The organism is Acidimicrobiia bacterium (assembly GCA_035651955.1).
Taxonomy (GTDB): Bacteria; Actinomycetota; Acidimicrobiia; order IMCC26256; family JAMXLJ01; genus JAMXLJ01.
In genome coordinates this window covers 25,581-50,168 of sequence record DASRES010000077.1, presented here as the reverse complement: position 1 = coordinate 50,168, position 24,588 = coordinate 25,581, and the positions used below count along the sequence as shown (strand labels likewise).

The 24,588-nt window shown below is 72.4% G+C and carries 25 protein-coding genes; 10 read left to right on the top strand and 15 right to left on the bottom strand.

Going from position 1 to position 24,588, the window contains the following annotated elements:
- Window positions 1–46: 46 nt before the first annotated feature.
- Window positions 47–1,288 (top strand): cytochrome P450, encoded by a 1,242-nt coding sequence (locus VFC33_16630; protein ID HZR14866.1) that lies wholly within the window; start codon window positions 47–49, stop codon window positions 1,286–1,288.
- A 75-nt stretch (window positions 1,289–1,363) separates the two neighbouring features.
- Here VFC33_16630 and VFC33_16625 read toward each other — a convergent pair whose 3' ends face one another.
- Complete coding sequence (locus VFC33_16625) at window positions 1,364–1,783, bottom strand: VOC family protein (GenBank protein HZR14865.1); 420 nt, start codon at window positions 1,781–1,783, stop codon at window positions 1,364–1,366.
- 4 nt (window positions 1,784–1,787) lie between these two features.
- A complete protein-coding gene (locus tag VFC33_16620; protein HZR14864.1) occupies window positions 1,788–2,657 on the bottom strand; it encodes a helix-turn-helix domain-containing protein in 870 nt (289 codons plus the stop codon).
- A 55-nt stretch (window positions 2,658–2,712) separates the two neighbouring features.
- On the opposite strand from VFC33_16620, the gene VFC33_16615 reads away from it, so the two are divergent.
- Both VFC33_16615 and VFC33_16610 read left to right on the top strand, forming a co-directional pair.
- On the top strand, window positions 2,713–3,684 hold the full coding sequence (locus VFC33_16615) for an ABC transporter ATP-binding protein (GenBank protein HZR14863.1): 972 nt from the start codon (window positions 2,713–2,715) through the stop codon (window positions 3,682–3,684).
- On the top strand, window positions 3,681–4,520 hold the full coding sequence (locus VFC33_16610; GenBank protein HZR14862.1) for an ABC transporter permease subunit: 840 nt from the start codon (window positions 3,681–3,683) through the stop codon (window positions 4,518–4,520). Before VFC33_16615 ends, VFC33_16610 begins: the two co-directional genes overlap by 4 nt.
- Here VFC33_16610 and VFC33_16605 read toward each other — a convergent pair.
- Genes VFC33_16605 through mbhE form a run of 6 tightly spaced genes read right to left on the bottom strand, consistent with a single transcriptional unit; the run spans window position 4,510 to window position 10,176 of the window.
- Window positions 4,510–4,803, bottom strand: a complete 294-nt coding sequence (locus VFC33_16605) for a monovalent cation/H(+) antiporter subunit G (protein ID HZR14861.1) — start codon at window positions 4,801–4,803, stop codon at window positions 4,510–4,512. The genes VFC33_16610 and VFC33_16605 overlap by 11 nt on opposite strands.
- Window positions 4,787–5,044, bottom strand: coding sequence for a monovalent cation/H+ antiporter complex subunit F (locus VFC33_16600; protein HZR14860.1), 258 nt, complete (start codon window positions 5,042–5,044; stop codon window positions 4,787–4,789). The genes VFC33_16605 and VFC33_16600 overlap by 17 nt, the downstream gene beginning before the upstream one ends.
- Window positions 5,041–5,541 carry a Na+/H+ antiporter subunit E gene (locus VFC33_16595; protein ID HZR14859.1) on the bottom strand — a complete coding sequence of 167 codons (501 nt, stop codon included), beginning with the start codon at window positions 5,539–5,541 and terminating at the stop codon, window positions 5,041–5,043. Before VFC33_16595 ends, VFC33_16600 begins: the two co-directional genes overlap by 4 nt.
- A complete protein-coding gene (locus VFC33_16590; protein HZR14858.1) occupies window positions 5,538–7,046 on the bottom strand; it encodes a Na+/H+ antiporter subunit D in 1,509 nt (502 codons plus the stop codon). Before VFC33_16590 ends, VFC33_16595 begins: the two co-directional genes overlap by 4 nt.
- Window positions 7,043–7,456, bottom strand: a complete 414-nt coding sequence (locus tag VFC33_16585) for an NADH-quinone oxidoreductase subunit K (protein HZR14857.1) — start codon at window positions 7,454–7,456, stop codon at window positions 7,043–7,045. Before VFC33_16585 ends, VFC33_16590 begins: the two co-directional genes overlap by 4 nt.
- Window positions 7,453–10,176 carry a hydrogen gas-evolving membrane-bound hydrogenase subunit E gene (gene mbhE / locus VFC33_16580; GenBank protein HZR14856.1) on the bottom strand — a complete coding sequence of 908 codons (2,724 nt, stop codon included), beginning with the start codon at window positions 10,174–10,176 and terminating at the stop codon, window positions 7,453–7,455. Before mbhE ends, VFC33_16585 begins: the two co-directional genes overlap by 4 nt.
- Window positions 10,177–10,407: 231 nt before the next feature.
- Here mbhE and VFC33_16575 point away from each other — a divergent pair, with 231 nt between their 5' ends.
- Complete coding sequence (locus tag VFC33_16575; protein ID HZR14855.1) at window positions 10,408–10,911, top strand: Hsp20/alpha crystallin family protein; 504 nt, start codon at window positions 10,408–10,410, stop codon at window positions 10,909–10,911.
- Between the two features lie 19 nt (window positions 10,912–10,930).
- Here the strand turns inward: VFC33_16575 and VFC33_16570 are convergent, their stop codons facing one another.
- The gene (locus tag VFC33_16570; GenBank protein HZR14854.1) at window positions 10,931–11,836 is read right to left on the bottom strand and encodes a right-handed parallel beta-helix repeat-containing protein; all 906 of its coding nucleotides are present in this window, start codon (window positions 11,834–11,836) and stop codon (window positions 10,931–10,933) included.
- A 44-nt stretch (window positions 11,837–11,880) separates the two neighbouring features.
- Here VFC33_16570 and VFC33_16565 point away from each other — a divergent pair, with 44 nt between their 5' ends.
- Window positions 11,881–12,453, top strand: a complete 573-nt coding sequence (locus VFC33_16565) for a nuclear transport factor 2 family protein (GenBank protein ID HZR14853.1) — start codon at window positions 11,881–11,883, stop codon at window positions 12,451–12,453.
- A gap of 44 nt (window positions 12,454–12,497) precedes the next feature.
- Window positions 12,498–14,000 (top strand): alpha/beta hydrolase domain-containing protein, encoded by a 1,503-nt coding sequence (locus VFC33_16560; GenBank protein ID HZR14852.1) that lies wholly within the window; start codon window positions 12,498–12,500, stop codon window positions 13,998–14,000.
- Between the two features lie 9 nt (window positions 14,001–14,009).
- On the opposite strand, the gene VFC33_16555 is transcribed toward VFC33_16560, so the two are convergent.
- Window positions 14,010–15,533, bottom strand: a complete 1,524-nt coding sequence (locus VFC33_16555) for a long-chain fatty acid--CoA ligase (GenBank protein ID HZR14851.1) — start codon at window positions 15,531–15,533, stop codon at window positions 14,010–14,012.
- A gap of 50 nt (window positions 15,534–15,583) precedes the next feature.
- Between VFC33_16555 and VFC33_16550 the strand changes: the two genes are divergently transcribed.
- Together VFC33_16550 and VFC33_16545 are read left to right on the top strand one after the other, a co-directional pair.
- Window positions 15,584–15,712, top strand: a complete 129-nt coding sequence (locus VFC33_16550) for a hypothetical protein (GenBank protein HZR14850.1) — start codon at window positions 15,584–15,586, stop codon at window positions 15,710–15,712.
- 26 nt (window positions 15,713–15,738) lie between these two features.
- A complete protein-coding gene (locus tag VFC33_16545; GenBank protein HZR14849.1) occupies window positions 15,739–16,365 on the top strand; it encodes a TetR/AcrR family transcriptional regulator in 627 nt (208 codons plus the stop codon).
- On the opposite strand, the gene VFC33_16540 is transcribed toward VFC33_16545, so the two are convergent.
- Both VFC33_16540 and VFC33_16535 read right to left on the bottom strand, forming a co-directional pair.
- On the bottom strand, window positions 16,350–17,087 hold the full coding sequence (locus VFC33_16540) for an SDR family NAD(P)-dependent oxidoreductase (GenBank protein HZR14848.1): 738 nt from the start codon (window positions 17,085–17,087) through the stop codon (window positions 16,350–16,352). The genes VFC33_16545 and VFC33_16540 overlap by 16 nt on opposite strands.
- Window positions 17,084–17,863 carry an SDR family NAD(P)-dependent oxidoreductase gene (locus tag VFC33_16535; GenBank protein HZR14847.1) on the bottom strand — a complete coding sequence of 260 codons (780 nt, stop codon included), beginning with the start codon at window positions 17,861–17,863 and terminating at the stop codon, window positions 17,084–17,086. The genes VFC33_16540 and VFC33_16535 overlap by 4 nt, the downstream gene beginning before the upstream one ends.
- A gap of 112 nt (window positions 17,864–17,975) precedes the next feature.
- Between VFC33_16535 and VFC33_16530 the strand changes: the two genes are divergently transcribed.
- Window positions 17,976–19,901 carry a dehydrogenase E1 component subunit alpha/beta gene (locus VFC33_16530; GenBank protein ID HZR14846.1) on the top strand — a complete coding sequence of 642 codons (1,926 nt, stop codon included), beginning with the start codon at window positions 17,976–17,978 and terminating at the stop codon, window positions 19,899–19,901.
- A gap of 120 nt (window positions 19,902–20,021) precedes the next feature.
- On the opposite strand, the gene VFC33_16525 is transcribed toward VFC33_16530, so the two are convergent.
- The 3 genes from VFC33_16525 to VFC33_16515 all read right to left on the bottom strand — a co-directional run bounded on the left by VFC33_16525 (window position 20,022) and on the right by VFC33_16515 (window position 23,417).
- Window positions 20,022–21,152, bottom strand: a complete 1,131-nt coding sequence (locus VFC33_16525) for an acyl-CoA dehydrogenase family protein (protein ID HZR14845.1) — start codon at window positions 21,150–21,152, stop codon at window positions 20,022–20,024.
- Entirely contained in the window at window positions 21,152–22,054 is a 903-nt protein-coding gene (locus VFC33_16520) for an SDR family NAD(P)-dependent oxidoreductase (protein HZR14844.1), read from the bottom strand. Before VFC33_16520 ends, VFC33_16525 begins: the two co-directional genes overlap by 1 nt.
- 118 nt (window positions 22,055–22,172) lie before the next feature.
- Window positions 22,173–23,417, bottom strand: a complete 1,245-nt coding sequence (locus VFC33_16515; protein HZR14843.1) for an amidohydrolase family protein — start codon at window positions 23,415–23,417, stop codon at window positions 22,173–22,175.
- Between the two features lie 105 nt (window positions 23,418–23,522).
- On the opposite strand from VFC33_16515, the gene VFC33_16510 reads away from it, so the two are divergent.
- The gene (locus VFC33_16510) at window positions 23,523–24,581 is read left to right on the top strand and encodes a cyclase family protein (protein ID HZR14842.1); all 1,059 of its coding nucleotides are present in this window, start codon (window positions 23,523–23,525) and stop codon (window positions 24,579–24,581) included.
- The last annotated feature ends 7 nt before the right edge of the window (window positions 24,582–24,588 follow it).

Below are 24,588 nucleotides of genomic sequence, written 5' to 3'. Positions count from 1 at the left end.
TCTTGCTGGCGGTCACCGCCAGTCGGGCCGGCGGTACGGTGCGCCCATGACCACGACCGCCCCGACGTTGGCGGAGATCGACCTCACGGACCTCGACAACTTCGCCCACGGGTTCCCGCACGACCTCTTCGTGGTGCACCGTCGCGAGGCCCCCGTGTGGTGGCACGAGCCGACCGAGCACACGCCGGACGGCGAGGGGTTCTGGTCCGTCGCGACGTACGCGGAGACACTCGCCGTGCAGAACGACGCGACCACGTACTCGTCCGAGCGCGGCGGCGACCGCGAGTACGGCGGGACGCTGTTGCAGGACCTCCCGATCGCGGGCGTGGTCCTGAACATGATGGACGACCCCCGCCACGCACGGATCCGGCGTCTCGTGAGCTCGGGGCTCACCCCGCGAATGGTGACGCGCCTCGAGGACGAGCTGCGGCGACGGACGCGCGCGCTGCTCGGACGCGTCCGCGAGCGCGAGCCGTTCGACTTCCTCGTCGACGTCGCGGCCGAGCTGCCGATGCAGATGATCTGCATCCTCCTCGGCGTCCCCGAACGCGACCGGCACGCGCTCTGGGAGGCGGTGGACCCCGGGTTCGACGTCCGCACCGGCGACCGCCCGTTCAGCAGCGGCGACACGTCGGCCCAGGCGGGCATGCTCGAGTACGGGACCGAGCTCATCGCGTCGAAGCGCGCGCACCCGACCGACGACATGCTGTCGATCGTCGTGCACGCGACGCTCGACGACGTCGATCCGCCCGCCCTGTCGGACGGCGAGCTGTACGCCTTCTTCTCGCTCCTGTTCGCGGCCGGGTCGGAGACGACACGCAACGCGATCGCGGGCGGTCTGCTCGCGCTGATCGACCGTCCCGATCAGCTCGACGCGCTGCGCGCCGACCCCTCGGCGCTGTCCGGCGCGATCGAGGAGATGTTGCGCTGGACGACACCGTCACCGTCGAAGCGCCGCACCGCGACGCGCCGCACCGAGCTCGCCGGGCACACGATCGAGGCCGGCGACAAGGTGCTGTTCTGGGAGGCGTCGGCCAACCGCGACGAGCGCGTCTTCGAGCGGTCGATGACCTTCGACGTGCGGCGCGGCCCGAACCCGCACGTGACGTTCGGCCACGGGATCCACTACTGCCTCGGCGCGAGCCTCGCTCGCCTGGAGATGCGCGTGCTGTTCGAGGAGCTGCTGCCCACGTTCGCGGGCTACGAGCTCGTCGAGCCGGTCGAGTGGACCCGCAGCAACCGCCACACCGGCATCCGCCACATGAAGCTGCAGGTGACGCGGGCGTAGCCGGCCGGGCCCCGAGCACGCCGTTGGTACACAAGTCGCGCCTCTGACCGCGACTTGTGTACCAACCGGGTGGGGCTACTCGCCGCGGTAGCTGCCGAAGGACCAGATGTTGCCCTCGCGGTCGCGCACGCCGAAGCCGCGGCCGCCGTAGTCCTCGTCCCTGATCGCCTGGACGACGGGCAGGCCGGCGGCGGTGGCGCGCGCGTAGACCGCGTCGGGATCGTCGGTGACGACGTACACCGAGCCCGTGCCGACGGGCCGGTCCGAGAAGACGTTGCCCTCCCGGTGGGCGGTCGACAGCATGACGCCCCCGCCCTCGGGCCAGCGGAGCTGCGCGTGCACGATCACGGTGTCGTCGCCGTCGCTCGGCACGGTGATGCGCTCCTCGAACCCGAACACGTCGACGAGGAACCGGATCGCGGCCCGGGCGTCCTCGTAGACGAGCGACGGCCAGACCGTCTTCTGCTGGGTCGTGGTCGGTGTGCGTGTGGTCATGCCGTCAGGATGCGCCCGCGTCACCGTCCGCGCCTTGGACGAATGGGAGACGTTCCGCCGCGAGCCACGCGCTCGGGCTCGCGCCCGCGAGGTCGCGCCAGTCGCGTGCCATGTGGGCCTGGTCCGCGTAGCCGCACTCGGCGGCCACGCGCGCGAGGACCGCGCCCGGTCGCATGACGCGCAGGCGCGACCGCTCGAAGCGCATCACCCGGGCGATCGACTTCGGCGGATGACCGAACTCCGCGCCGAACTGGTCCGCGAGGTGGCGCCGGCTCCAGCCGACGTCACGCGCGACCGAGCCGATGTCGACACGGCCGCCCGTCGCCGCGATGCAGTCCCACGCGCGCACGACCTCGGGCCGCGCCGCGCGCGCCTCCCGCACGGCGCGCGACAGCACGTCGTCCAGGATCGCGAACCGGCAGTCCCACGAGCGTGCCGCGTGCAGGCGGTCCCGCAACTCCTCCGCGGCTGAGGCGCCGAGCACGTCGCCGAGCGTGACGATCGTCGAGGCGAGCGCGGCCGCCGGCATCCCGAACAGCGCGCGCGAGCCGGCCGGCGTGATCTTGAGCTGGACACCGTGCTGGTTCCCGTCGTGGCGGATCATCGCCGGCGCCACGTGCAGCCCGCCCACGAGCGCGCCGAAGCGGTCCGGACGCTGCGCGCGGTCGGGCATCGCGACGAGGTCGACGGGTTCGTCGACGCTGACGACGAACGTCAGGTGGCGGGACGGCAGGCCCGCATGCACGCCGGCCGGGAAGCCCTCCATCCGGTAGCCGACGTACGAGGCGACGAACGGGCGCAAATGTGGCGCCGGCAGCGCCGTGACCTGCTCCGAGACGCACGGTGAGACGGGGTCCGCCGCAGAATTCGTCATCCGTGGAAGCGTACGCGGCCTCCGCGGGGTCCTCCGCGCCCTAACGTGCGGAGCCGTGCCGCCCGATGCCTCCCCGACGTCCACCGCCGCGCCGCCGGCGTCCGTTCCCGCGTCGCCCGTCGTCGAGGTGCAGTCGCTGTCGAAGCGCTTCGACCAGAACGTCCTCGCCGTCGACGACCTCACGTTCACCGTCGAGCGCGGCGACGTGTGCGGGCTGCTCGGCCCGAACGGGGCCGGGAAGACGACGACGCTCCGGATGTTGCTCGGGCTGATCCGGCCGACGGGCGGCGGGACGCGCGTCTTCGGCGAGGCGATCGTGCCGAGCGCGCGTGTGCTGGCGCGCGTCGGGGCGATGATCGAGCAGGCCGCCTTCGTCCCGTACCTCACGGGGCTGACGAACCTGCGTCTCCACTGGGAGGCGGGAGGCGGCGACTTCGAGAAGGCCGACGTCGAGGGCGCGCTCGCCGTCGCCGCGCTCGGCGACGCGATCCACCGCAAGGTGCGCACCTACTCACAGGGCATGCGCCAACGGCTCGGTCTGGCGCGCGCGTTGCTCGGGCAGCCGGAGCTCCTCGTGCTCGACGAGCCGACGAACGGGCTCGACCCGCAGGAGATGCGCGCGGTGCGCGGGTTGCTGCGGCGTGTCGCGGACGGCGGCACGACCGTCCTGCTGTCGAGCCACCTCTTGAGCGAGGTCGAGCAGGTGTGCACGACCGCGGTCGTGATGGATCGCGGGCGTCTCGTCGCGTCCGGCACCGTCGCCGACCTCATGCAGGCCGCGGTCTCGGCGTACCTGGAGGTCGACGACGGCGAGCGCGCCGCGCGCGTGCTGCGCGAGGTCCCGGGCGTGGAGGGCGTGGCGCCCGAGCCACCCGGGCTGTCGGTCGCGATGGACGGCGTCGAGCGCTGGCAGCTCGTCGACGCGCTCGTGCACGCGGGCGTGAAGGTGACGACGGTGACGTCGCGCCACCGCCTCGAGGACGCCTTCCTCGGCCTCCTCGGCGAGGAGACGGAGAGAACCTCGTGAGTCTCGTTGGTACGGAGGTCGTCAAGCAGGGGCGGCGGCTGCGGACGTGGGTCGTGTTCGGGTTGATGGTCGCGATCCCCGTGATCATCACGTTCGCGCTGTGGGCGAACCCGCCGAGCCAACCGGGCGGTGAGGGAGGCGGCGGAGGCGACTTCTTCTTCCTGTCGCGGAGCAGTGGCCTGCTGCTCCCCGCCGCCGTGCTGCTCGTCGCGAGCCGGTTCCTGCTCATCGGCGTCGCCGCGCTGTTCGGCGGCGACACGATCGCGGCCGAGGCCTCCTGGGGCAACCTCCGCTCGCTCCTGGTGCGACCGGTCCAGCGCGGGCGGCTCGTACTGGTGAAGCTCGGCGCGGCGACCGTCCTCACCGCGCTGTCGACGCTGATCCTCGTGCTCACGGCCCTGATCGCCGGCGTCATCGTCTGGGGCTGGCACGGCATCGCCGGCGTCAGCCTCGGCTTCGGGTTCTTCCGTGTCCCGTCCCAGTCGGCGGGCCTGTTGCTGTGGCACCTCGTGATCGCGACGGCGTATGTGACGTGGAGCCTCGCCGCGGCGGTCGCGTTCGGGTTCATGGTGTCGACGATGAGCGACTCGCCGATCGGCGCGGCCGCGGCGGCGTTCGGGCTCTACGTGGTGTCCGCCATCCTCGACGCCGTCAGCGCGATCGGTTCGATCCGCAACGGCTTCCCGACGCACTACTCGGACGCGTGGCAGGACTTGTTCATCCACAACCACGCGAGCTTCGAGATGGTGCTCGGCTCGCTGGTCCAGCTCGGCTACGTGGTGGCGTTCTGCGCGATCGGCGTGTGGTGGTTCCGGCGCAAGGACGTCATGTCCTGACCCCGCGTCGCTGCCGGGCGAGGTACGTCGCGCGGCTGAGCATGTTCGACGCGGGCGGCGACGTCAGGACCTGCGCGAGCGCGGCGAGCGCGACGGACGTGACGTCGTTCGCGCTGTGGAGGCTCACCGCGGCGCCGGCGAGCAGGAGCAGCACGCCGAGTGTCGACGCCTTGGCGAGCGCGTGCATGCGCGCGAGGACGTCGTCGAAGCGGACCACGCCGATCGCGGCGATCAGCACCAGCACCGAGCCGGCGAGCGCGAGCACCTCACCGGTCACCGTCACGCCCCTCGATGTAGCGGGCCACCATCGCGGTGCTGACGGGTCCGACGAGCGCGACGACGACGAGCGTCGGCAGGTACGCGCCCGCGTGTGTGCGGATCGCGTCGGTCGCGAGCGCGCCCATGCCGGCGACGACGAGGCCGCTCAACCCGATGGCGCGGTCCGCGATCGACGGGCCCGCGCACAGGCGGAACATGAACGCGCCGGCCGCGACGCCGAGGATCACGAACGTCGCGAGCGTCACGCGTCGCCTCGCGAGACCGTCCCACCGACCGCGGCGGTGACGAGCCGCTCGAGGCGGGCGAGCCCGCGCCGCGCGGCGTCGGGATCATCGAGCAGCAGGAAGTGGACCTCGATCGTGGGCGGGAAGCGCGTCGAGTCGACCGTCATCGTCCCCGGTGTGAGCGCGATCGTGTTCGCGACGACGGTCATCACCCACGGCGACGCCGTCGCCAGCTCGTGGACCACGACACCGGTGCGGACCCGCGCGCGGCGGCTGAGGATCGTGCGCGCGACGACGACGTTCGACGTGACGAGCTGCCACGCGAGGTACGCGAGCAGGCGCGCGACCGCGAACGGCCGGACCCCGCGGCGCAGTGGTGCCGCACCACGTGCGGGCGGGAAGGCGACGAGCAGGACGATGCTCGACGCGACCCCGGCCACGACGGTCTCCGGGCGCGCGCTCCCCCACGCGAGCAGCCAGATGCCGGTGAGGAGCGCGACGCGCGCGAGCAGGCTCATCGGCCGACGACCGCGTGGACGTAGCGGGCCGGCTCCATCAGGTCGTGCGCGGTCCGCACGCTCAACCCGTACAGCGGTCCGGCCGCGAGCGCAGCCGCGACACCGCACGCGACGAGCGCGCCGGTCGGGACCACCATCCACACCGGTCCGCCGAGCCGGCCGACCCGCGCGACGGCCTCCTCGCCGCCGTCGGGTTCGGCGGGTTCGCCGGCTGCACCCCAGAACGCGCCCGACCAGATGCGGGCCATGACGGAGAGCGTCAACAACGAGACGGCCAGGCTCACGGCCACGATCGCGGCCGCGTGCGACTGGAACCCCGCCTCCACGAGCGCGAGCTTCCCCACGAACCCCGACAGCGGGGGGACGCCCGCGAGGCTGAGCGCCGACAGCAGGAACAGGACCGCGAGCACCGGCGCCGTGCGCAACAGGCCGCGTAGTCGCGGGAGCTCTCCCGTCCCCGCGGCGTGCTCGACGAGCCCGGCGGTCATGAACAACGACGTCTTCACGACGATGTGCTGGACCATGTAGAAGACGGCAGCCGCGACGCCCGCGACCGTGAAGAAGCCGAGGCCCATGACCATGTAGCCGACCTGGCTGACGATGTCGAACGACAGGATGCGCTTGACGTCGTCCTGCGCGATCGCACCCGCGACGCCGATCACCATCGTCGCACCGGCCAGGACCAGCAGCAGTGTGCCCGGGCGGCTGCCCGCCGGGAACAGCAGCGTCTGCGTACGGATGAGCGCATAGATCCCGACCTTCGTGAGCAATCCGGCGAACACCGCGGTGATCGGTGACGGCGCGATCGGATAGCTGTCGGGCAGCCAGAAGAAGAACGGGAACAGCGCGGCCTTGATCCCGAACACGACGACGAGCAAGGCCGCGAACGCGCTCGCCGTGCCCGACGGCAGCGTGTGGATCCGCTGCGCGAGGACGGCCATGTTCACGGTGCCGGTCGCGGAGTACAGGAGCGCGACCGCAGTCACGAACAGGGTCGACGAGAGCAGGCTCAACACGACGTACGTCGTCCCCGACCGCACCTGCTCGCGGCGGCCACCGAGCGTCAGGAGCACATAGCTCGCGGTGAGCATCATCTCGAACGCGACGAACAGGTCGAACAGGTCGCCCGTGAGGAAGGCGAGCGCCACACCCGCGGCGAGGACGAGGTAGACGGACTGGAAGCCGACGTGGTTGCGCTCGGCGCCGGGCTCGCCGATCGCGTACACGAGGACGGCGAGCAGCGTGACCGAGGCGACCACGAGCATCAGGGCCGCGAACCGGTCGGCGACGAGCGCGATCCCGATGCGCGCCGGCCATCCGCCCGCGTGGGCGACGACCGGCCCGCTCCGGTCGACGTGCACGAGCAGGACCACCGCGATCGCGGTCGTCGTCGCGAGCACGACGACGCCGACGGTGCGCTGCGCGACACGCGACCGGCCGGCCAGGATGGACACCGCCGCGCCCACCAGTGGCAGCACGACGGGGACGGCGACGAGCCAGGTCATCGGCCCGCGCCCGTGTCGTCGTGCACGAGCGCGCGCTCGTCGTCGCCCGGCCCCGGCCGCGGGCCCGCGGCGCGCGCGATCGCGCGGTCACCGACGTCGTCCTCGACCGCGTCGTCCCGGGTGAGGATCCAGCTCCGGTACGCGAGCGCGAGGAGCAGCGCGGTCACCGCGAACGAGATGACGATCGACGTCAGCGCGAGCGCCTGCGGGATCGGGTCGCTGAACGAGCGCGCACGACCGGTGCCCGCGATCGGTGCTCTCCCCCAACGTCCGGCCGCGATCAGGAGGACGTTGCCGCCGTGGGTCAGCAGCGCGAGCCCGATGACGATGCGGCTGAGCGTGCGCTGGAGCACCAGGTACGTGCCCGAGGCGAACAGGATCGCAGCCGTAGCCGCGAGGACGATGCTCACGGCACCTCCTCGGGCGCGGCGTGGGGAGGGTCGCCGAACGCCTCGAACACCATGAGCACCACACCGACGACCGTGACGTAGACGCCGACGTCGAACAGCAGCGCGGAGCTCAGCTTCAGCGCGCCTGCGAGCGGCAGGTGCACCGTCGCGGTGGCGACCTCGAGCACCGGATGGCCGAACGCGACGGGCAGCGCCGCCGTCAGGAAGGACACGAGGAGCCCGGCGCCGAGCACGGTCCAGGGCCGGAACCGGGACAGGGAGCGCACCTCGCGGATGCCGCCCGCGACGTAGCGCAGCGCGATCGCGGCGCCGGCGAGGAGGCCGCCGACGAACCCGCCGCCCGGTTGGTTGTGGCCCGCGAACAGCAGCCACAGCGAGCCCATCATCACGGCGTGGAACACCACCTGCGCCGAGACGTCGACGAACGGGACACGCACGACGCGCGCCACCCGCTCCACGGGCTCCGTACGCTGGGCCGCCGGACTCGACTCGCCGCGTGCCCGGGGCCGTCGCCCGGCGCGTGCGAGCGCGACCGCACCGATCGACGCGGCTGCGAGCACCGTGATCTCACCGAGCGTGTCGAGCCCGCGGAAGTCGACGAGGATCACGTTCACGACGTTGTGACCGCCGCCGTCGGGCACCGCACGCGCGATCGTCTCCGTGGTCGCGGTCGTGGGGTGCGGCGGCGCGGCGGCGACGAGCGCGAAGACGAACACGACCACGCCGACGAGCGCCGAGACCACGAGTCGCACCGTGCGACGCCGCGGCGTCGACGAGCGGACGAACCGGGTGGGGAGCCGGCGCAGGACGAGCACGAACAGCACGGTCGACAGCGTCTCGACCGCCGCCTGCGTCAGCGCGAGGTCGGGCGCGCCGTGCACGACGAACAGGCCGGCCATGCCGTACCCGACCGCGCCGAGGAGGAGCGCGGCAGCGAAGCGCCGCCGGATGATCGCGGCGCCGAGCGCGGCGACCACGACCAGTCCGGCGAGCGGCAGGTTCCCCGCCGGCCCGATCGCAGCCGGCCAGCCGGGCCAGTGCACCGACGAGAGCATCACGATTCCCGGGATCGCCGCCGCGGCGGCGAGCACGACGCCGGCATAGATCGGCAACGAGCCGTTCTGCACGACCCCCGTGACGACGCGCGACCCAGCGCGCACGCCACGCAGCAGCCCGACGTAGGCGCGGTCCGCCCCGAACCGACGTCCGCCCGCGCGCAGCACCCGCTGGACCCGGCCGTCGAGCGCGGCGACCGTCGCGCCACCCGCGAGCGTGAGCGCGGACAGCGCGAGCGTCACGGTCCACCCGTGCCAGAACGCGAGATGCACCGTCGCCGACGGCTCGCCCAGCGCGCGCGCCGTCGCGGTCACGAGCGGGTCCGCGAGTGACGGTGCCACACCGAGGACGAGACCCGCGAGCGCGAGCAGCGCGGCAGGCGCGACGAACGGCAAGGAAGGGACGCCCGGTCCTCCGGGGCCGACTGGCCGCCGCTCGCGCCGGGGCCGGACGAACGTCGCGACGTAGAACCTGGCGCCGTACGCGACGGTGAGCATCGACCCGACGATCACTACGGCCAGCAGCACGTGCGCGCCGGCGAACGGCGCGCGACCGAGCGCGTCGTACGCCGACTCCTTGGCCACGAACCCCATCCCGAGCGGCACGCCGACCATCGAGACCAGCGCGAGGAGCGTGACGGCCTCGACCACGCGCCAGCGCCCGTCGAGCGCGGGCATCCGGCGGACGTCACGCGTCCCGGCGCACCGGTCGAGGATGCCGACGACCATGAACAGCGCCGCCTTGAACGCGGCGTGCGCGACGAGCAGCACCCAGCCCGCGGTCGAGGCCGCGGGCGTCGCCGCGCCGAACAGCACGACCATCAGTCCGAGCTGGCTGACCGTCCCGAAGGCGAGCAGGAGCTTGAGATCGTCCTGGCGCAGCGCGCGGAGCGCGCCGGCGAGGAGCGTGACGGCGCCGACCGTCAGCACGAGTGATCGCCAGACGCCGGCGCCGGCGACCACCGGCGCGAGGCGTGCGATCAGGTAGACGCCCGCCGTCACCATCGTCGCCGAGTGGAGGTACGCGCTGACGGGCGTCGGTGCCGCCATCGCGCCGGGCAGCCACGCGTGGAACGGGTACTGCGCCGACTTCGTGAACGCGCCGGCGAGGACGAGCACGAGCGCGGCCGTCGTCGCGCCGCCGCCCGGCACGCCGTGCGCGGCGAGGCCGCTGATCGTCGACGTGCCGGTGTGCTGCGCGAGGACGACCAACCCGGCGAGCATCGCGAGCCCGCCCGCCCCGGTGACGAGCAGCGCCTGCAGTGCGGCGGCGCGCGCCTCGGCGTCGCGGTGATCGGTGCCGATCAGCAGGTACGACGTGACGGACGTGATCTCCCAGAACGCGTACAACGCGAACAGGTCGTCGGCGAGGACGAGCCCCACCATGGCTCCCGCGAACAGCAGCAGCAGCGCGGCGAGCCGGCCCGTGTCGGGCGTCTCGCGACGCGCGTAGCAGGCGGCGTAGGCGAGGACGAGCACACCGATCGCCGCGACGACGAGCGTCATCGTCGCGGAGAGCCCGTCGAGGCGCAGGTCCATCGACAGGTCGAGCCCGGCGACCCACGTGACGCGCTGGGTCACCGGGTGCCCGTCGAGCACGCGTCCGAGACACGTGGCGATCCATCCGATCGTCACCGCGGGCGCGACGACGGCGACTGGGAACACGCCGCGCCGCCACCGCGACCCGAGCGGCAGGACGACGACGGCGACGACGCCGTAGAGAGCGACGACGCCGATCAGCGGGTGACCGCCGCGTCTGCGGACCGGGCGCGCACCGAGCGGACCCTACCTGGCGCTCCTTCGCGCCGCGCCGGCGCGCAATCGCTTCGCGGCGTGCATCACGGGCGCGGGCCGGTGGGTACTTCGCGCGGCGAAGGAACGTCGCAAGGAGTCGCCATGACCATCACCCAGTTCGATCCGTTCTCGCGACTCGACCGGATGTTCGAACGGCTCGTCGGCGACGGCGGGACGCGCCGCATGACGATGCCGATGGACGTCTACCGGACCGGCGACACCTACGTCGTGGAGCTCGACCTCCCCGGCGTGTCGCCGGACGACATCGACGTGAGCATCGACCGGAACGTCATCTCCGTGCGGGCCGAGCGCGGCTCGGGTCACCGTGAGGGCGACGACGTCGTCGTGTGCGAGCGCGCGCACATGCGCTTCGAGCGCCAGATCTACGTGGGCGACAACCTCGACACGGACCGGCTCGAGGCGAGCTACGACAACGGCGTCCTGACGCTGCGCGTGCCGGCCAGCCAGGCCAGCCAGCCCCGTCACGTCGCGGTCGGCGGCGCGCACCCGAGGCCGGTCGAGGCGAGCGGGGCGCACCAGGAGGGCGAGCAGTCCGAGCAGGCCGGCATGGGGTCCACGACGCCGGGCGCGACACCGAACGGCTGAGCGCGCGCGGCCCCTCGGGTCATCCCTCCTGGATGTTGTTCGCCACGGTCACGTCGGAGAGCGCGGAGCCGCGGTCGCAGCGGTTGTCGTAGCCCGTCGCGCACACGAACCCGACGGACGGGTCGAAGAACCGGTTGTTCGTGATGACGACCCCGCGCACCGGTGTCGACGGGTACGGCTCGAGGTCGACGGCGAAGCGTCGCGCGCGCGTCACGACGTTCCCGTCGAACGTGATGTGCGACCCACCGACCACGGCCAGTCCCTGCCTCCCGGCCTCGGTGAGCTGGTTGTCGGTGATGCGCACGCCGTCGGTGCGGTTCGAGATCCGGAAGAAGTCACCCCAGACGTTGCTGACGACGCCGTGCTCGAACGTCACGTTCGTGCTGCTGTCGATGGCGACGCCCGGCTGGCCCTCGTAGTCGTGGTCGAAGCCCGCGCCCTGCGGCTTCGGTCCGACGATGTCCAGACCGGTGAGCGTGATCCCGGACGACGTCTGCACCAGCCACTGGGGTGAGAAGGCACCTGACTGCGCGGTCGTGCGGACGAACATCGCGCCGTTGCCGTCGATCGTGATGCCGTGACGGCCGACGACGTTCACGGTGCCGTCGACACGGAGGCAGATGCCCGCGGGAAACCGCAGGGTCGCGCCGTCACGCGTCTCGGCGATGAACGTGTTGACGGCCGCGGTGCGGTCGGGACCGCGTGTGCAGGCGTTGCCGGCCGCGGGCGCGGCCGTCGTCGGCGGGAGGCTCGACGCGGGCGTGGTGCTCGACGGCACGCTGAACGGGATCGAGCTGGACGTGGGTGCCGCGCTCGCGTGCCGGGCGTGCTTGCCCGACCCGCCGTGACACGCCGTGAGCGCGCACGCGAACGCGGCGACGACGGCCGCGACGACAGCCGGCCGACGCGCCTGGCCTCCCCGCACGGGGGACATGTTCGCGGGCCGGGCCGCGCTCGTGGGTGTCGCGCGTGCAGTCGGCGCCGTTCGGTGCCATCGTGCGGGCGATGTCGCCGCTCACGCCCGCGCTCCAGGCCCTCGCGGACACCTGGGAGCGGCACACCGCGGCCGAGTTCGAGCTGAAGGACGCCGACGCGGCGATCGCGACGATGACGGACGATCCCGTCCTCGTGCACGTCCCCGCCGGCACCGGGGCGACGGGCCGTGAGCCGTTGCGCCGGTTCTACGCGGAGATCTTCATCCCGCAGACACCCCCGGACGCGACGCTCACGCTCCTCACGCGGACCGTGACGCCGGAGCGTCTCGTCGACGAGTTCGTGTTCGAGTTCACCCACAGCCTGCAGGTCGACTGGCTCGTGCCCGGCATCCCCGCGACGGGTCGGCGCGTCGCGCTCCCCCACGTCGCGGTCATCGGGTTCGAGGGCGACAGGATCGCGTCGGAGCACATCTACTGGGACCAGGCGTCGATGCTGCGGCAGCTCGGGGTGCTCGACGGCCCGCTGCCCGTGCTCGGCGCGGACGAGCAGGCGCGCCTGCTCGACCGCGACGCGCCCGCGAACCAGCTCATCTCGCGGCGGTCGTGAAGGGCGCGGCCACGGGCGCGCACGTTCGCCGAACGTGCCGCGCCATGCGGATGCGTCTCGGGACCGTCGTGGCGTGCGTGGCGCTCGTGGGTGTGGCGGCCTGCTCGGGTGGCAGCAGGAAGACGTCCAACAAGAGCTCGTCCTCGACGACCGTCGCGCGCGCCCAGGCCACGCGCGGGCCGGCGGCGACCATGTCGACCCAGCTGACCGGCGGGCGCGGCGTGTACCTCGGCGAGGGCACGCCGCCGGACCTCGCCCGTGACGGCTACGTCCAGCGCGAGTACCTCGCGGCCGGCACCGCGACGTCGTACCGCGCGACGACACCGTTCACGCACGACGGCCGGTGGACGTTCGTCCCCGACGCGACGGCGCCGTACCGCACGCGCGTGCTCGTGCGGGCACCGGCCAAGACGTCACGGTTCAGCGGGACGGTCGTGGTCGAGTGGCTGAACGTCAGCGGAGGCGTGGACGCGAACCCGGAGTGGGTGAGCACCGCGGAGGAGATCGTCCGGCGCGGCGACATCTGGGTCGGCGTGTCCGCGCAGCGCATCGGCGTGGAGGGTGGCCCCGTCCTCGTCAAGGTGACGGGTGTCGCGGGCGCGGAGGACGCCGGGAAGGGCCTCAAGGCCATCGACCCGCCGCGCTACGGCACGCTGGAGCACCCCGGCGACGGGTACTCGTTCGACATCTTCACGCAGGTCGCGCGCGCCGTGCGCGACGGCGCCGGTCTCGACGGTGTCCGGCCGCAGCGCGTCATCGCGGCGGGTGAGTCGCAATCCGCGTTCGCGTTGGTCACCTACGACAACGGCGTGCAACCGCTGTCGCACGCGTTCGACGGCTTCTTCGTGCACAGCCGCGGTGCCATCGGGCTGCCCCTCGTCGCGCCGGGCAAGTACGCGGACCTGGCCGGCGCGCTGAACGGGACGCCCACGATCTTCCGCACGGACCAGGACGCGCCCGTGATGGACATCCAGACCGAGACCGACGTGTCGAGCATCCTGGACTCCGTCGCGGCGCGCCAGCCCGACACCGACCACTTCCGCCTCTGGGAGGTCCCCGGCACCGCGCACGCCGACGTGCACCTCGTCGGGGCCGCGAACGCGAAGGTCCTGAACTGCGGCGTGCCGATCAACGACGGGCCCATGCACATCGTCGCCAAGGCGGCGCTGCGCGCGTTGACCACGTGGCTCACGACCGGCGCGGCGCCGCCCGTCGCGCCCCGCATCGAGGTCACCGACAGCCCGAAGCCCGTTGTCCGGCGGAACGCGGACGGCATCGCGCTCGGCGGCGTCCGCACGCCGCCCGTCGACGTGCCGGTCGCGGTCCTCTCGGGTGCACCGGGCCCGAACCCGTCGACGATCTGCCTGCTCCTCGGGTCGACGACACCGCTGCCGGCGTCACGGCTCGCGCAGCTGTACCCGTCGCGCGCCGTGTACGAGCAGCGCTACGCCGCTGCGGCCGACGCCGCGATCAAGGCCGGGTTCGTGCTGCCCGAGGACCGCGCCGCGCTGCTCGCGTACGCGGACCCGTCGCGCATCCCCGCGTAGGAGAGAGCGTCACACGCGGTCACGGAGCTCCCGTTTGAGGACCTTGCCTGACGGGTTGCGCGGCAGCGCGTCGACGAACACGACGTCCTTGGGCACCTTGAAGCGCGCGAGCTGCGCGCGGCAGTGATCGACGAGGTCGTCGGCGGTCGCGTCCGCTCCGTCGCGGAGGGCGACGAACGCGACCGGCACCTCTCCCCACCGGCCGTCGCGACGGCCGACGACGGCGGCCTCGAGCACGGCCTCGTGCTCGTACAGCACGCGCTCGACCTCGGAGCCCGCGATGTTCTCGCCGCCGGAGACGATCATGTCCTTCAGCCGGTCGACGACCCAGACGTACCCGTCGTCGTCGCGCACACCGATGTCGCCCGTGTGGAACCACCCGCCCGCGAACGCGGCTGCGGTCGCGTCCGGGTCGCGCCAGTAGCCCTTGAACACCTTCGGGCCCCGCAGCACGATCTCGCCCCGCTCTCCCGCGGGGAGCGACCGGCCCTGGTCGTCCCAGATGTCGAGGTCGAGGTACAGGCAGGGACGGCCGACGCTGCCGAGCTTCGTGATCAGGCTCTCGCGGTCGAGGAACGTGTCGCCCGAGACTGTCTCGGTGAGCCCGTACGCGTCGGCGAACCACGCGGACGGGAACGTCCGCTGCAGCCGCTCGATCAGCGGGATGGGCATCTTCTCGCCGCCGTTGACGACGACGCGGACCGACGACAGGTCGCGGCGCTCGACGTCGGGCAACGCCATGATCGCGTTGATCATCGCCGGCGCGAGCCACACCGTCGTCACGCGCGACCGTTCGATCTCGTCGACGACGGACGCGGCGTCGAACACGCGGTGGACGATCGTCGTCGCGCCGGCGGCGATCAGCGTCGTCGTCGTCAGGTCGAGCGCGCCGACGTGGTACAGCGGACCGCACGCGAGGCCGACGTCGTCGCGGGTGATCCCGAGCTCGACGAGGTGCGCGAGGTTCTTCCACGCCAGGTTGGCGTGCGTGATCATCACGCCCTTGGGGCGGCCGGTCGTCCCCGACGTGTACATCAGCCGGTGGACGTCGTCGCCCGCGGCACACACGCGCGGCGGGATCGTCCCGCGCGTGCGAAGGTCGGCGAGGCGCGTCCAACCGGTGGGGACGTCCGCGCCGATGACCACGCGCGTCGGCGCGTCCTCGGTCTCCTTGGTCGCGTCGTCGGCGAGCGGCGCGAGCTCGGCGTCGCACACGAGGACCCGCGCGCCGGAGTGCTGCAGGATGTACCGCACCTCGGCCGCCGCCAGCCGCCAGTTGATCGGCATCGCGATCGCGCCGAGATGGTTCGCCGCGAAGATCGTCTCCAGGAACTCGGTGCAGTTGTACGAGAGGAGCGCGACGACGTCGCCCTCACCGACGCCGTGGTCGTGGAGCCCGCCGGCGAGCGCGGCCGCGCGTGCGGCCATCTCCGCGTAGGTGACGCTGCCGTCGGCGGCGCGGGCGAGCACACGGTCGGGGGTGGTCGTCGCGTGGTGCGCGAGCACCGCGCACCAGTTCGCGTCGCCCTCCATCGCCCCCTCCCGGCGCTGTTGTACCGACTGTTCAGTATATTGAGGCGGCCATGCCCGACCCCGTCGTGTTCTCCGCGTGCGAGCCGAGCGACGCGTCACGCGCGTACGGCCTCGGGCTCGTGAGCCTTCCCGTCGAACTCGGGCGCGAGGAGCGCGCGCCGCGCTGGAAGGGGCGCTGATGACCGGACGAGGAGCGTCCGCGGCAATGCCGCAGGCCCACGCGAACGAGGTGCCGCGCCGGAGCGAGAAGTGGCAGGCCCGCCGCGAGGCGATCGTCGACACCTCGGCGCGCGTCTTCGCGCAGCAGGGCTACCACGCGACGAGCCTCACCGAGCTGTGCGAGGCGAACGGTCTCGGCAAGGGAGCGCTCTACCACTACATCCGCTCGAAGGAGGAGCTGCTCGCCGCGATCCACGACCGCGTCATGGACGAGGTGATGACGGGTGCCGATCGCGTCGCGGCGACGGGCGGGTCACCGTCGGAGCAGCTGCGGTTGCTCGGCGACGAGCTGCTCGACGTGATCCACCGCTACCCCGACCACGTCTGGGTCTTCCTGCACGAGTTCCCGGCCCTCACCGGTGAGCGTGCGGAGCAGTTCCGCGCCCGGCGGCGCGAGTACGAGCGGCGGGTCGAGGCCGTGTTGCGGGCCGGGATCGAGACGGGCGAGTTCCGCGACGTCGACGCGCGGCTCACCGCGCTCGCCTGGCTCGGCATGCACAACTACACGTACCTCTGGCTCAAGCCGGGTGGCCGGCTGTCCGCGCGCGACGTCGCGAGGCCGTTCGCCGACGTGTTCATCCGCGGCATCGGCCGGGCTCAGGGCACCGAGTAGCCACCGTCGACGACGAGGGCGGAGCCGGTCGTCCAGCGGGACGCGTCGCTCGCGAGGTAGGAGTACGCGCCCACGAGCTCGTCGGCCGACCCGAGGCCGAGCGGATGACGGGCCGCGATCGCGTCGAGCGCTTCACGCGGGAGCCCGTCGTGGATCGCGGAGAGGAAGGTGCCCGGGCACACGCAGTTGACGCGGATGCCGTCGCGCGCGTACTCGACCGCGGCGACCTTCGCGAGCTGGATCACGCCGGCCTTCGTGACGCAGTACGGCGCCGCGTGCGACCACGCGGTGAGTCCCGACACGGACGCGGTCAGCACGATCGAACCGGACTGCTGCGCGCGCATGACGGGAACAGCAGCGCGGATGCCGTTGACCGCGCCCAGCACGTTGACCCGGAACGCGCGCTCCCAGTCCTCGATCGCGAGGTTGTGGATGCGTCCGTTGGGCGACAACACGCCCGCGTTGCTGACGAGCACGTCGAGGCGGCCGAACCGCTCGACGGCCAGCGCGACGACGGCGTCGACCTGCGCGGGATCGGCGACGTCGGCGATCCGCGTCTCGACGCCGCCGCGCTGCTCCGGCAGCCGTGCGAGCGTCGCGTCGAGGGACTGCTCGCTCACGTCGCTGAGCACGACGTCGGTGCCGGGCTCCGCCACGAACGTGCGCGACAGCGCGGCACCGAGCGACCCGCCCGCGCCGGTGATCACGACGACCCGGTTCACGACAGGAGGTAGCCGCCGTCCACGGTGAGGACGGTCCCGGTCACGAAGGCGGCGGCGTCGGACGCGAGGAACTGGTACGCGCCCGCGAGGTCGGTGGCGCTCCCCCAGCGTCGCTGGGCGGTGTGGCCGACGATGCCCGCGGCCAGGTCCGGGTTGCTCTTCCACCCGTCGGCGAGCGGCGAGTCGAACCACCCCGGCGCGACGACGTTCACCGTGATCCCCGCGGGCGCGAGGTCGAGCGCGAGCCCCTTCGCCATGCCGACCAGGCCCGCCTTGGAGGCGCTGTACGCGGTCAGTCCCTCGCGGGGTCGCTCGCCGAGCACCGAACCCGTGAAGATCAACCGCCCGCCCTCGCGCATCACTCGCGCCGCCGCGCGCGCGCCGAGGAACGCGCCCGTCAGGTTGACGTCGATCACCTCGCGCCACACGGAGGGGTCCGTCGTGCGCGGTCCCGCGACGATCGGCGAGATCCCCGCGTTGCAGATCCAGACGTCGACGCCGCCCCACTCGGCGACGGTCGCGTCCGCGACGGCCTCGTTGAACTCGCCGTCGGTCACGTCGCCGCAGCACACGAGCGCCGGGCCCGGGACCTCTTGGGCGACCGCCTTCAGGTCCGTCTCCGTGCGCGCGACGAGCGTGACGCGGGCGCCCGCGGCCGAGAACGCGTGCGCGAGCAGGCGACCGAGCCCGCGGCTGGCGCCGGTGACGACGACACGCCGGTCGCGCACGTCGGCGCCGGACGGGAACGAGGCCGGGATGTCGATGTCGTCTCGCACGCGACCCTCGCCCACCGTGCTCCGCCGCCCTCAACCGGATGCTTTGTACCGGTCAGTACAATAGTCTCTCGGCGTGCTCAGCGAGGCCGACCGGCTCGAGCTGCACCGCCGAATGCTCCTGATCCGCGGGTTCGAGGAGCGCGTCGCCGCGCTCTACCGCGACGGCGAGGTTCCCGGCTTCGTGCACCTGTCGATCGGCCAGGAGGCCGCCGCGGTCGGCGCGTGCTGGCCGCTGCGGGACGACGACGTCATCACGTCGACCCATCGGGGCCACGGCCACTGCCTCGCGAAGGGACTGGACCCGCGCGGGATGTTCGCCGAGCTCATGGCGCGTGCCGACGGCACCAACCGCGGTCGGGGCGGGTCGATGCACATCGCGGACCCGGGTCGCGGCGTCTTCGGCGCCAACGGGATCGTCGCGGCCGGGCTGCCGATCGCGGTCGGCGCGGCAGTCGCGGCGCAGCTGCGCGAACGCGACGCGGTTGCCGTGGCGTTCTTCGGTGACGGCGCCGTCGCCGCGGGCGCGTTCCACGAGGCGGTGAACCTCGCCGCGGTGTGGCGGCTCCCCGTGGTCTTCTTCTGCGAGAACAACGGCTACGCGGAGTTCTCCCCGGCGTCGAGCCAGCACGCCGCGCCGCTCGAGCGAAGGGCCGCGGGATACGGCGTCGACTACGTCGCCGTCGACGGCAACGACGTCGTCGCGACCGCGCGCGCGATGCGCGACATCGTGTCGGCGGCGCGCGACGGCCGCGGGCCGTCGATCGTCGAGGCGACGACGTACCGCCGCCACGGCCACTACGAGGGCGACCCGCAGCGGTACCGGTCGGCCGACGAGGTGCGCGAGTGGGAGACGCGCGACCCGATCGTCGTCCACGCGGACCAGCTGCGCGCCGCCGGGATCGGGGACGACACGATCGGTGCGATCGAGCGGTCGGTCGCGTGCGAGCTCGACGGCGCGCTCGACGCGGCCCGTCGATCCGCCGCGCCGGACGTCGCGACGCTCCACGACTTCGTCGTGCGTGCACGCCCCCCGACCACCGAGCCGCCACCACTGCCCGCCGACGGGCCCGTCTTCCGCACGATGGACGCGATCCGCGGCGCGCTCGAGGTCGAGCTCGACCACGACGAGCGCGTCTTCGTCGCCGGCATCGACGTCGGCGAGGGCGGCAACGTCTTCGGCCTGACCCGCGGGCTGCGCGACCGGTTCGGGGACCGGGTCCGCGACACGCCGATCTCGGAGACCGCGATCGCCGGGCTCGGGGTCGGCGCGGCGATGGCGGGGATGCGGCCCGTCGTCGAGATCATGTATCTCGACTTCGTCGGCGTGTGCCTCGACCAGCTCCTGAACCAGGCGGCGAAGCTGCCGTTCATGACGGGCGGCGGCGCGCGCATGGCGTTGACGGTGCGCACGCAGTTCGGCGCAGGGCGCTCGTCGGGCAGCCAGCACTCGCAGAGCCTCGAGGCGCTGCTCGCGCACATCCCGGGGCTCACCGTCGTCATGCCGTCGACACCGGCCGACACGTACGGCCTCCTGCGCGCCGCGATCCAGGATCCGAACCCGGTCGTGTTCGTCGAGAACCGGTTGCTGTACGGCACGAAGGGGCCGCAGCCGCCCGACGACCACGTCGTGCCGATCGGGAAGGCGTCGGTGGTCCGCGAGGGCACGGACGTCACGGTCGTGTCGGTGTCGCGCATGGTCCACGAGGCAGTCGCGGCCGCGGACGCCGTCGCCCGTGACGGGATCGCGGCGGAGGTCGTCGACCTGCGTACCGTCGCGCCGCTCGACACCGCCACCATCCTCGAGTCCGTCGCCAGGACGAGCCGGCTGCTGATCGCGCACGAGGCCGTCGTCCCGTTCGGCATCGGCGCCGAGATCGCCGCGACCGTCGCGCGCGACGCGTTCTGGGACCTCGACGCGCCGATCGCGCGCGTCGGTGCGGCCGCGACGCCCCCGCCGTACGCGCCGGAGCTCGAGCGCGCCTGGCTCCCCGACCGCGACGACATCGCCGACGCGATCCGGCGGCTGGCGCGCGTCTAACTGCCGCGAACGACGGCCGCTCCTCTCGCAGTCTCACGTTCGTTGATACGTGACTACCGAAGAGGTACAGGATTCACTCAATGAGGCTCCGCTGCGCCGTCCTTCACACAACAGATGCCGTCAGCAGCCGAGGGCTCTCGCGATCACGGTGTGCTGGATCTCGTTGGTGCCCTCGCCGATCTCGAGCACCTTGGCATCGCAGTAGAAGCGCGCGACGGGCGAGTCGAGCATGTAGCCGAGGCCGCCGTGGACCTGCACGGCCTCCGACGCCGCCCACACCGCGAGACGGCTCGCCTTCAGCTTCGCCATCGACGCCTCCTTGAGGAACGGCTCCCCCGTGTCGCGCAGGTACGCGGCGCGGTACGTGAGCCAGCGCGCGGCTTCGAGCTCGGTCGCGATGTCAGCGAGCTTGAATTGGATCGCCTGGAACCTCGCGATCGGCTGCCCGAACTGCTCGCGCTGCTTCGCGTGGTCGAGCGCCAGGTCGAGGACGGCCTGCGTCAGGCTGAGCGACAGCGCGGCGATCGAGATGCGACCGACCTCCAGCGTGCGCAGGAACTGTCCGAGCCCCATGGCGGGATCACCGACGAGGTGGTCGTCGGGGATCCACACGTCGTCGAAGGACAGCTCTCGTGTGTCGAGGCCGCGCCAGCCGATGCCGCGCAGCTTCGGGCCCATCGTGAAGCCGGGTGTGTCCTTCTCGACGACGAAGCTCGCGAACGCGTCGTCGGTGCGTGCGAGCAGCGTCACGCCGAAGGACATGTCCGTGCCCGCGTTCGAGATGAACGTCTTGCGCCCGTTGATCAGCCAGCCGCCGTCGCGCCGCGCGGCACGGGTGCGGATCCCGCGCGCGTCGGAGCCGGCGTCGGGTTCGGTCAGCCCGAACGCGCCCAGCGCCCGTCCCTCGGCCAACGGGCGCAGCCAGCGCTCGCGCTGCGCGTCGGTGCCGAACAGGAGCAGCGGCAGCGAACCGATCGTCACGTGGGCCTGCCACGCCGCCGCGACCGACTGGTCGGCCAGCCCGATCTGCTCCATCGCGGCCACGAACCCGACCGTCGACATGCCGATCCCGCCCCACTCCTCCGGGACGAGCACGCCGAGGAGGCCGAGCGCGCCCATCTCGCGCAGCAGGTCCGTGGGACACCGCCCTTCGTGCCACGCCTGCGGTGCGCGGCGCGCGATCTCCTGCTGCGCGAAGTCGCGACACAGGCCGGCGAGGTCGCGCTCCGCCTCGGTGAGCGACAGGTCCACTACCGGTCCAGGTGCTTCATGAACGTCGACGACCAGTCGCCGAGGTCGGTCGGGACCGAGTACGGGCGCTCGCGGTTGATCTCGGCCCAATGGCGTGCGACGTCCTCGATCGTCGGCTCGCACGCGTCGTCGACCCAACCCTCGGTCGACGCGAGGAAGATCCGCGCGAAGCGACCGAACCCCGCCGCGTAGATCTCGCCGTTCACCGGGCAGTCCTCGTGCGCGAGGAACGCGACGATCGGCGCGACCAGGTCGGGCGACATCTCGGGCGAGCCGGACCCGCCCGCCATGCGCGTGAACGCACCCGGCGCGATCGCGTTGACCGTGATGCCGTGTCGCGACGCGGCCGTCGCGAGGCTGCGGGTCAGGCCGACGATGCCCGCCTTGGCCGTCGCGTAGGCGAGGTTGTTCGGCAGGCCGAACAACCCGGTCGACGTCGTCATGACGACGCGCCCGTAGCCGTGCTCGACCATGTGGGGCCATGCGGCGCGCGTCGTGTTGAACGATCCGCCCACGTGCACCGCGAGGTGCCGCGCGAGATTGTCCTCGTCGGCCTCGGGGAAGCCCGCCCATCGCACGATGCCCGCGTTGTTCACGACGACGTCGACGCGACCGAACTGCTCGAGCGCGGTGTCGATCAGCGTCTGCGCGCCGTGCGCGCTCGCGACGTCGTTCGTGTCGGCGATCGCGTCACCACCCGTGCGCGTGATCTCGTCGACGACCGCGGCCGCGACGTCGCTGTCCGCGCCATCGCCGCCGATCGAGCCGCCCAGGTCGTTCACGACGACGCGTGCGCCTCGGGACGCGAGCAGCAGCGCGTACGCGCGCCCGAGGCCGCGCCCCGCGCCGGTGACGATCGCGACCCGTCCGTCGAACCGGTAGGCGTTCAGGTCTCCGCTCATGGCGCCTGCGGCGCCGGGCGATCCCCGTGGTCGCGCTCGCTACTCGCGCGGGATACCCGGCTCGCGAATGCTCGCCGCTCCTGGGCCCCCGCGTCCGCTCCGCTCACGCCTCGCTCGCTCAGGCCGCCACTCTCGCGTCGAAGCCGAGCAGGCGCGCGAGGGTGCCGCCGACCATCGCGGCGCGCTCGTCCGCGGGGACGTCGGCCATGAGGCGCGCCAGCAGCTCGCGGCTGCCGCGGAACGTGCCCTCGGCGTGCGGGTAGTCGTTGCCCCACACGATCGACGACACGCCGGTGATGTGCCGGGTCGCGACCGCGACGGGGTCGTCCTGGAACGACACGTGGAACTGGCGCGCCACGTACTCGCTCGGCTTCAGCGGGTACGGCCACTTCTCGTTGAGCCGGAACAGCTGGGCCATGTTCGGCTGGTCGTTCGCCGGTCTCGTGTCGTCCCAGTAGCCGAGCCACCAGTCGGCGTCCTGTCCGATCCCCGTGACCCAGCACTTGTCCATCGCGCCGACGAGCGACCCGAGCCAGTGCGCGTTGAACTCGATGAGCGCGAAGTGGAGATCGGGGTACCGCTCGGGCACGCCCCCGCCGATCAGCTCGCAGATGACCTGCTGGGGCACGAACGTGCTGTAGATGCACTGCGTGATCATCCGCTTCGACGCGGTCTTCTCGGTCATCGGCTGGTTGACCTGCGCGGCCGACTCCATCACGACCTTCAGCGTCGTCGACGCGGGATCGTTCACCTTGACGCCACCGGTCTGGGTGTGGATGAAGACGTGCACGCCGTTGGCCTGCGCGGCGGCCCACACCGGATCGAAGTCGCGCGACCAATACGGCTTCGGCGGCACCGCGGGCAGGAGGACGGCGCGGAAGCCGGCGGCCGCGACGCGCTCGATCTCCGCGACCGCGTCACCGATGTGGGTGATGGGGACGGGCGCGGTCGGCGCGAGCCGGTCGAAGTGCTCGCTGAAGCGCTCGACGACGTAGTCGTTGTAGACGCGCGCGTGCGCCATCGACAGCTCGTGGTCGTCGGAGTACAGGCCGAACAGGGACAGGTTCGGGTGCATGACCTGGACGTCGACGCCGTCCAGATCCATGTCCTCGAGGATCGTCGCCGGGTCCCCCTCCGGCATGCGCCCGCCGGTCTGGCGGTACCGCGAGATCGTCCACCCCTCGAACCCGGGCGTGTGGAGGCGCCGGAAGATCCGCGCGCCCCCCTCGACGAGGGGCTCGATCTCGAAGTCCTCCTCCCACACCGCGCGATCGCGCAGGTGCTTCGGGAGACGGGTGACGAACAGGTCGGTCGGCTCGAGCAGGTGCCCGTCGGCCGAGACGACGAAGTCCTTCGCGGTCATGTCTTCGCAACCCATGTCTTCGCAACCCATGTGCGGTCCTGCTGCGCGAAGCTACGGCCGGCAGCGTAGACCAACCGGTCGGTACAGGAAATGGGGGATCATCCGGTGACCAAGCGCTGGACCCGCCGGCCCGAAGGGTCGACCTGGGGCGACTGGGGCGACGACGACGAGCTCGGGCGCGTCAACCTCCTCACCCCCGCCAAGGTGCTCGAGGGCGTCCGCGAGGTCGAGGCCGGGATCAGCTTCTGCCTCAGCCTCCCCCTCGACTTCCCCGGCGGCACCGCGCTCAACCAGCGCCGCCATCCGCCCGTCCTCGCGCCGACCGAGGACATGGAGGGCAACCCCGCCACCTTCTACAACGTCCACCAGAGCCGGATGGAGCGGTGGGGGCACCCCAAGTACGTCGACGTCTGGGCCGACGACGTCGTCACGCTCTCGCTGCAGTACTCGACCCAGTGGGACTCGCTCGCGCACGCGGGTGCCGAGTTCGACGTCGACGGCGACGGCGAGGAGGAGGCCGTCTTCTACAACGGGTACCGCGCGGGCATCGACCTCGTCGGACCGAAGGAGGACGCGCGTGGCGACGGCGGCGCGCACCGGTGCTTCGCGCACCATCTGGGCCTCGAGCACATGGCGTTCCACGGCGTCCAGGGACGCGGCGTGCTCGTCGACCTCGCGCACCATCTCGGGCACGACTGGCGCGCGGTGGACCGCGCGACGCTCCAGGAGATCATGCACGCCGACGGCGTCGTCGTGGAGCCGGGCGACATGCTGCTGCTGCACACGGGCTTCGCGACGAAGGTCCTCGAGTGGGACCGCAGACCCGATCCGGTGAAGATCCACGCGATGTGCACGTACCTCGACGCGCGCGACCCGACGTTGCTCGAGTGGATCGCGGAGTCGCAGATCGCCGCGCTCGTCGCCGACAACTACGCGGTCGAGGGTCTCGTCGGTCGCGACCGCGACGAGAGCCGGCACTCGTTGCTGCCGATCCACCATCTGTGTCTCTTCCGCCTCGGCGTCCCGCTCGGCGAGATGTGGTACCTCCACGAGCTCGCGTCGTGGTTGCGCGAGCACGGGCGCAGCCGGTTCCTGCTGACCGCCCCGCCGCTGCGCCTCCCCGGGGCCGTCGGCTCACCGGTCACCCCCGTCGCGACCGTCTGACGAAGAT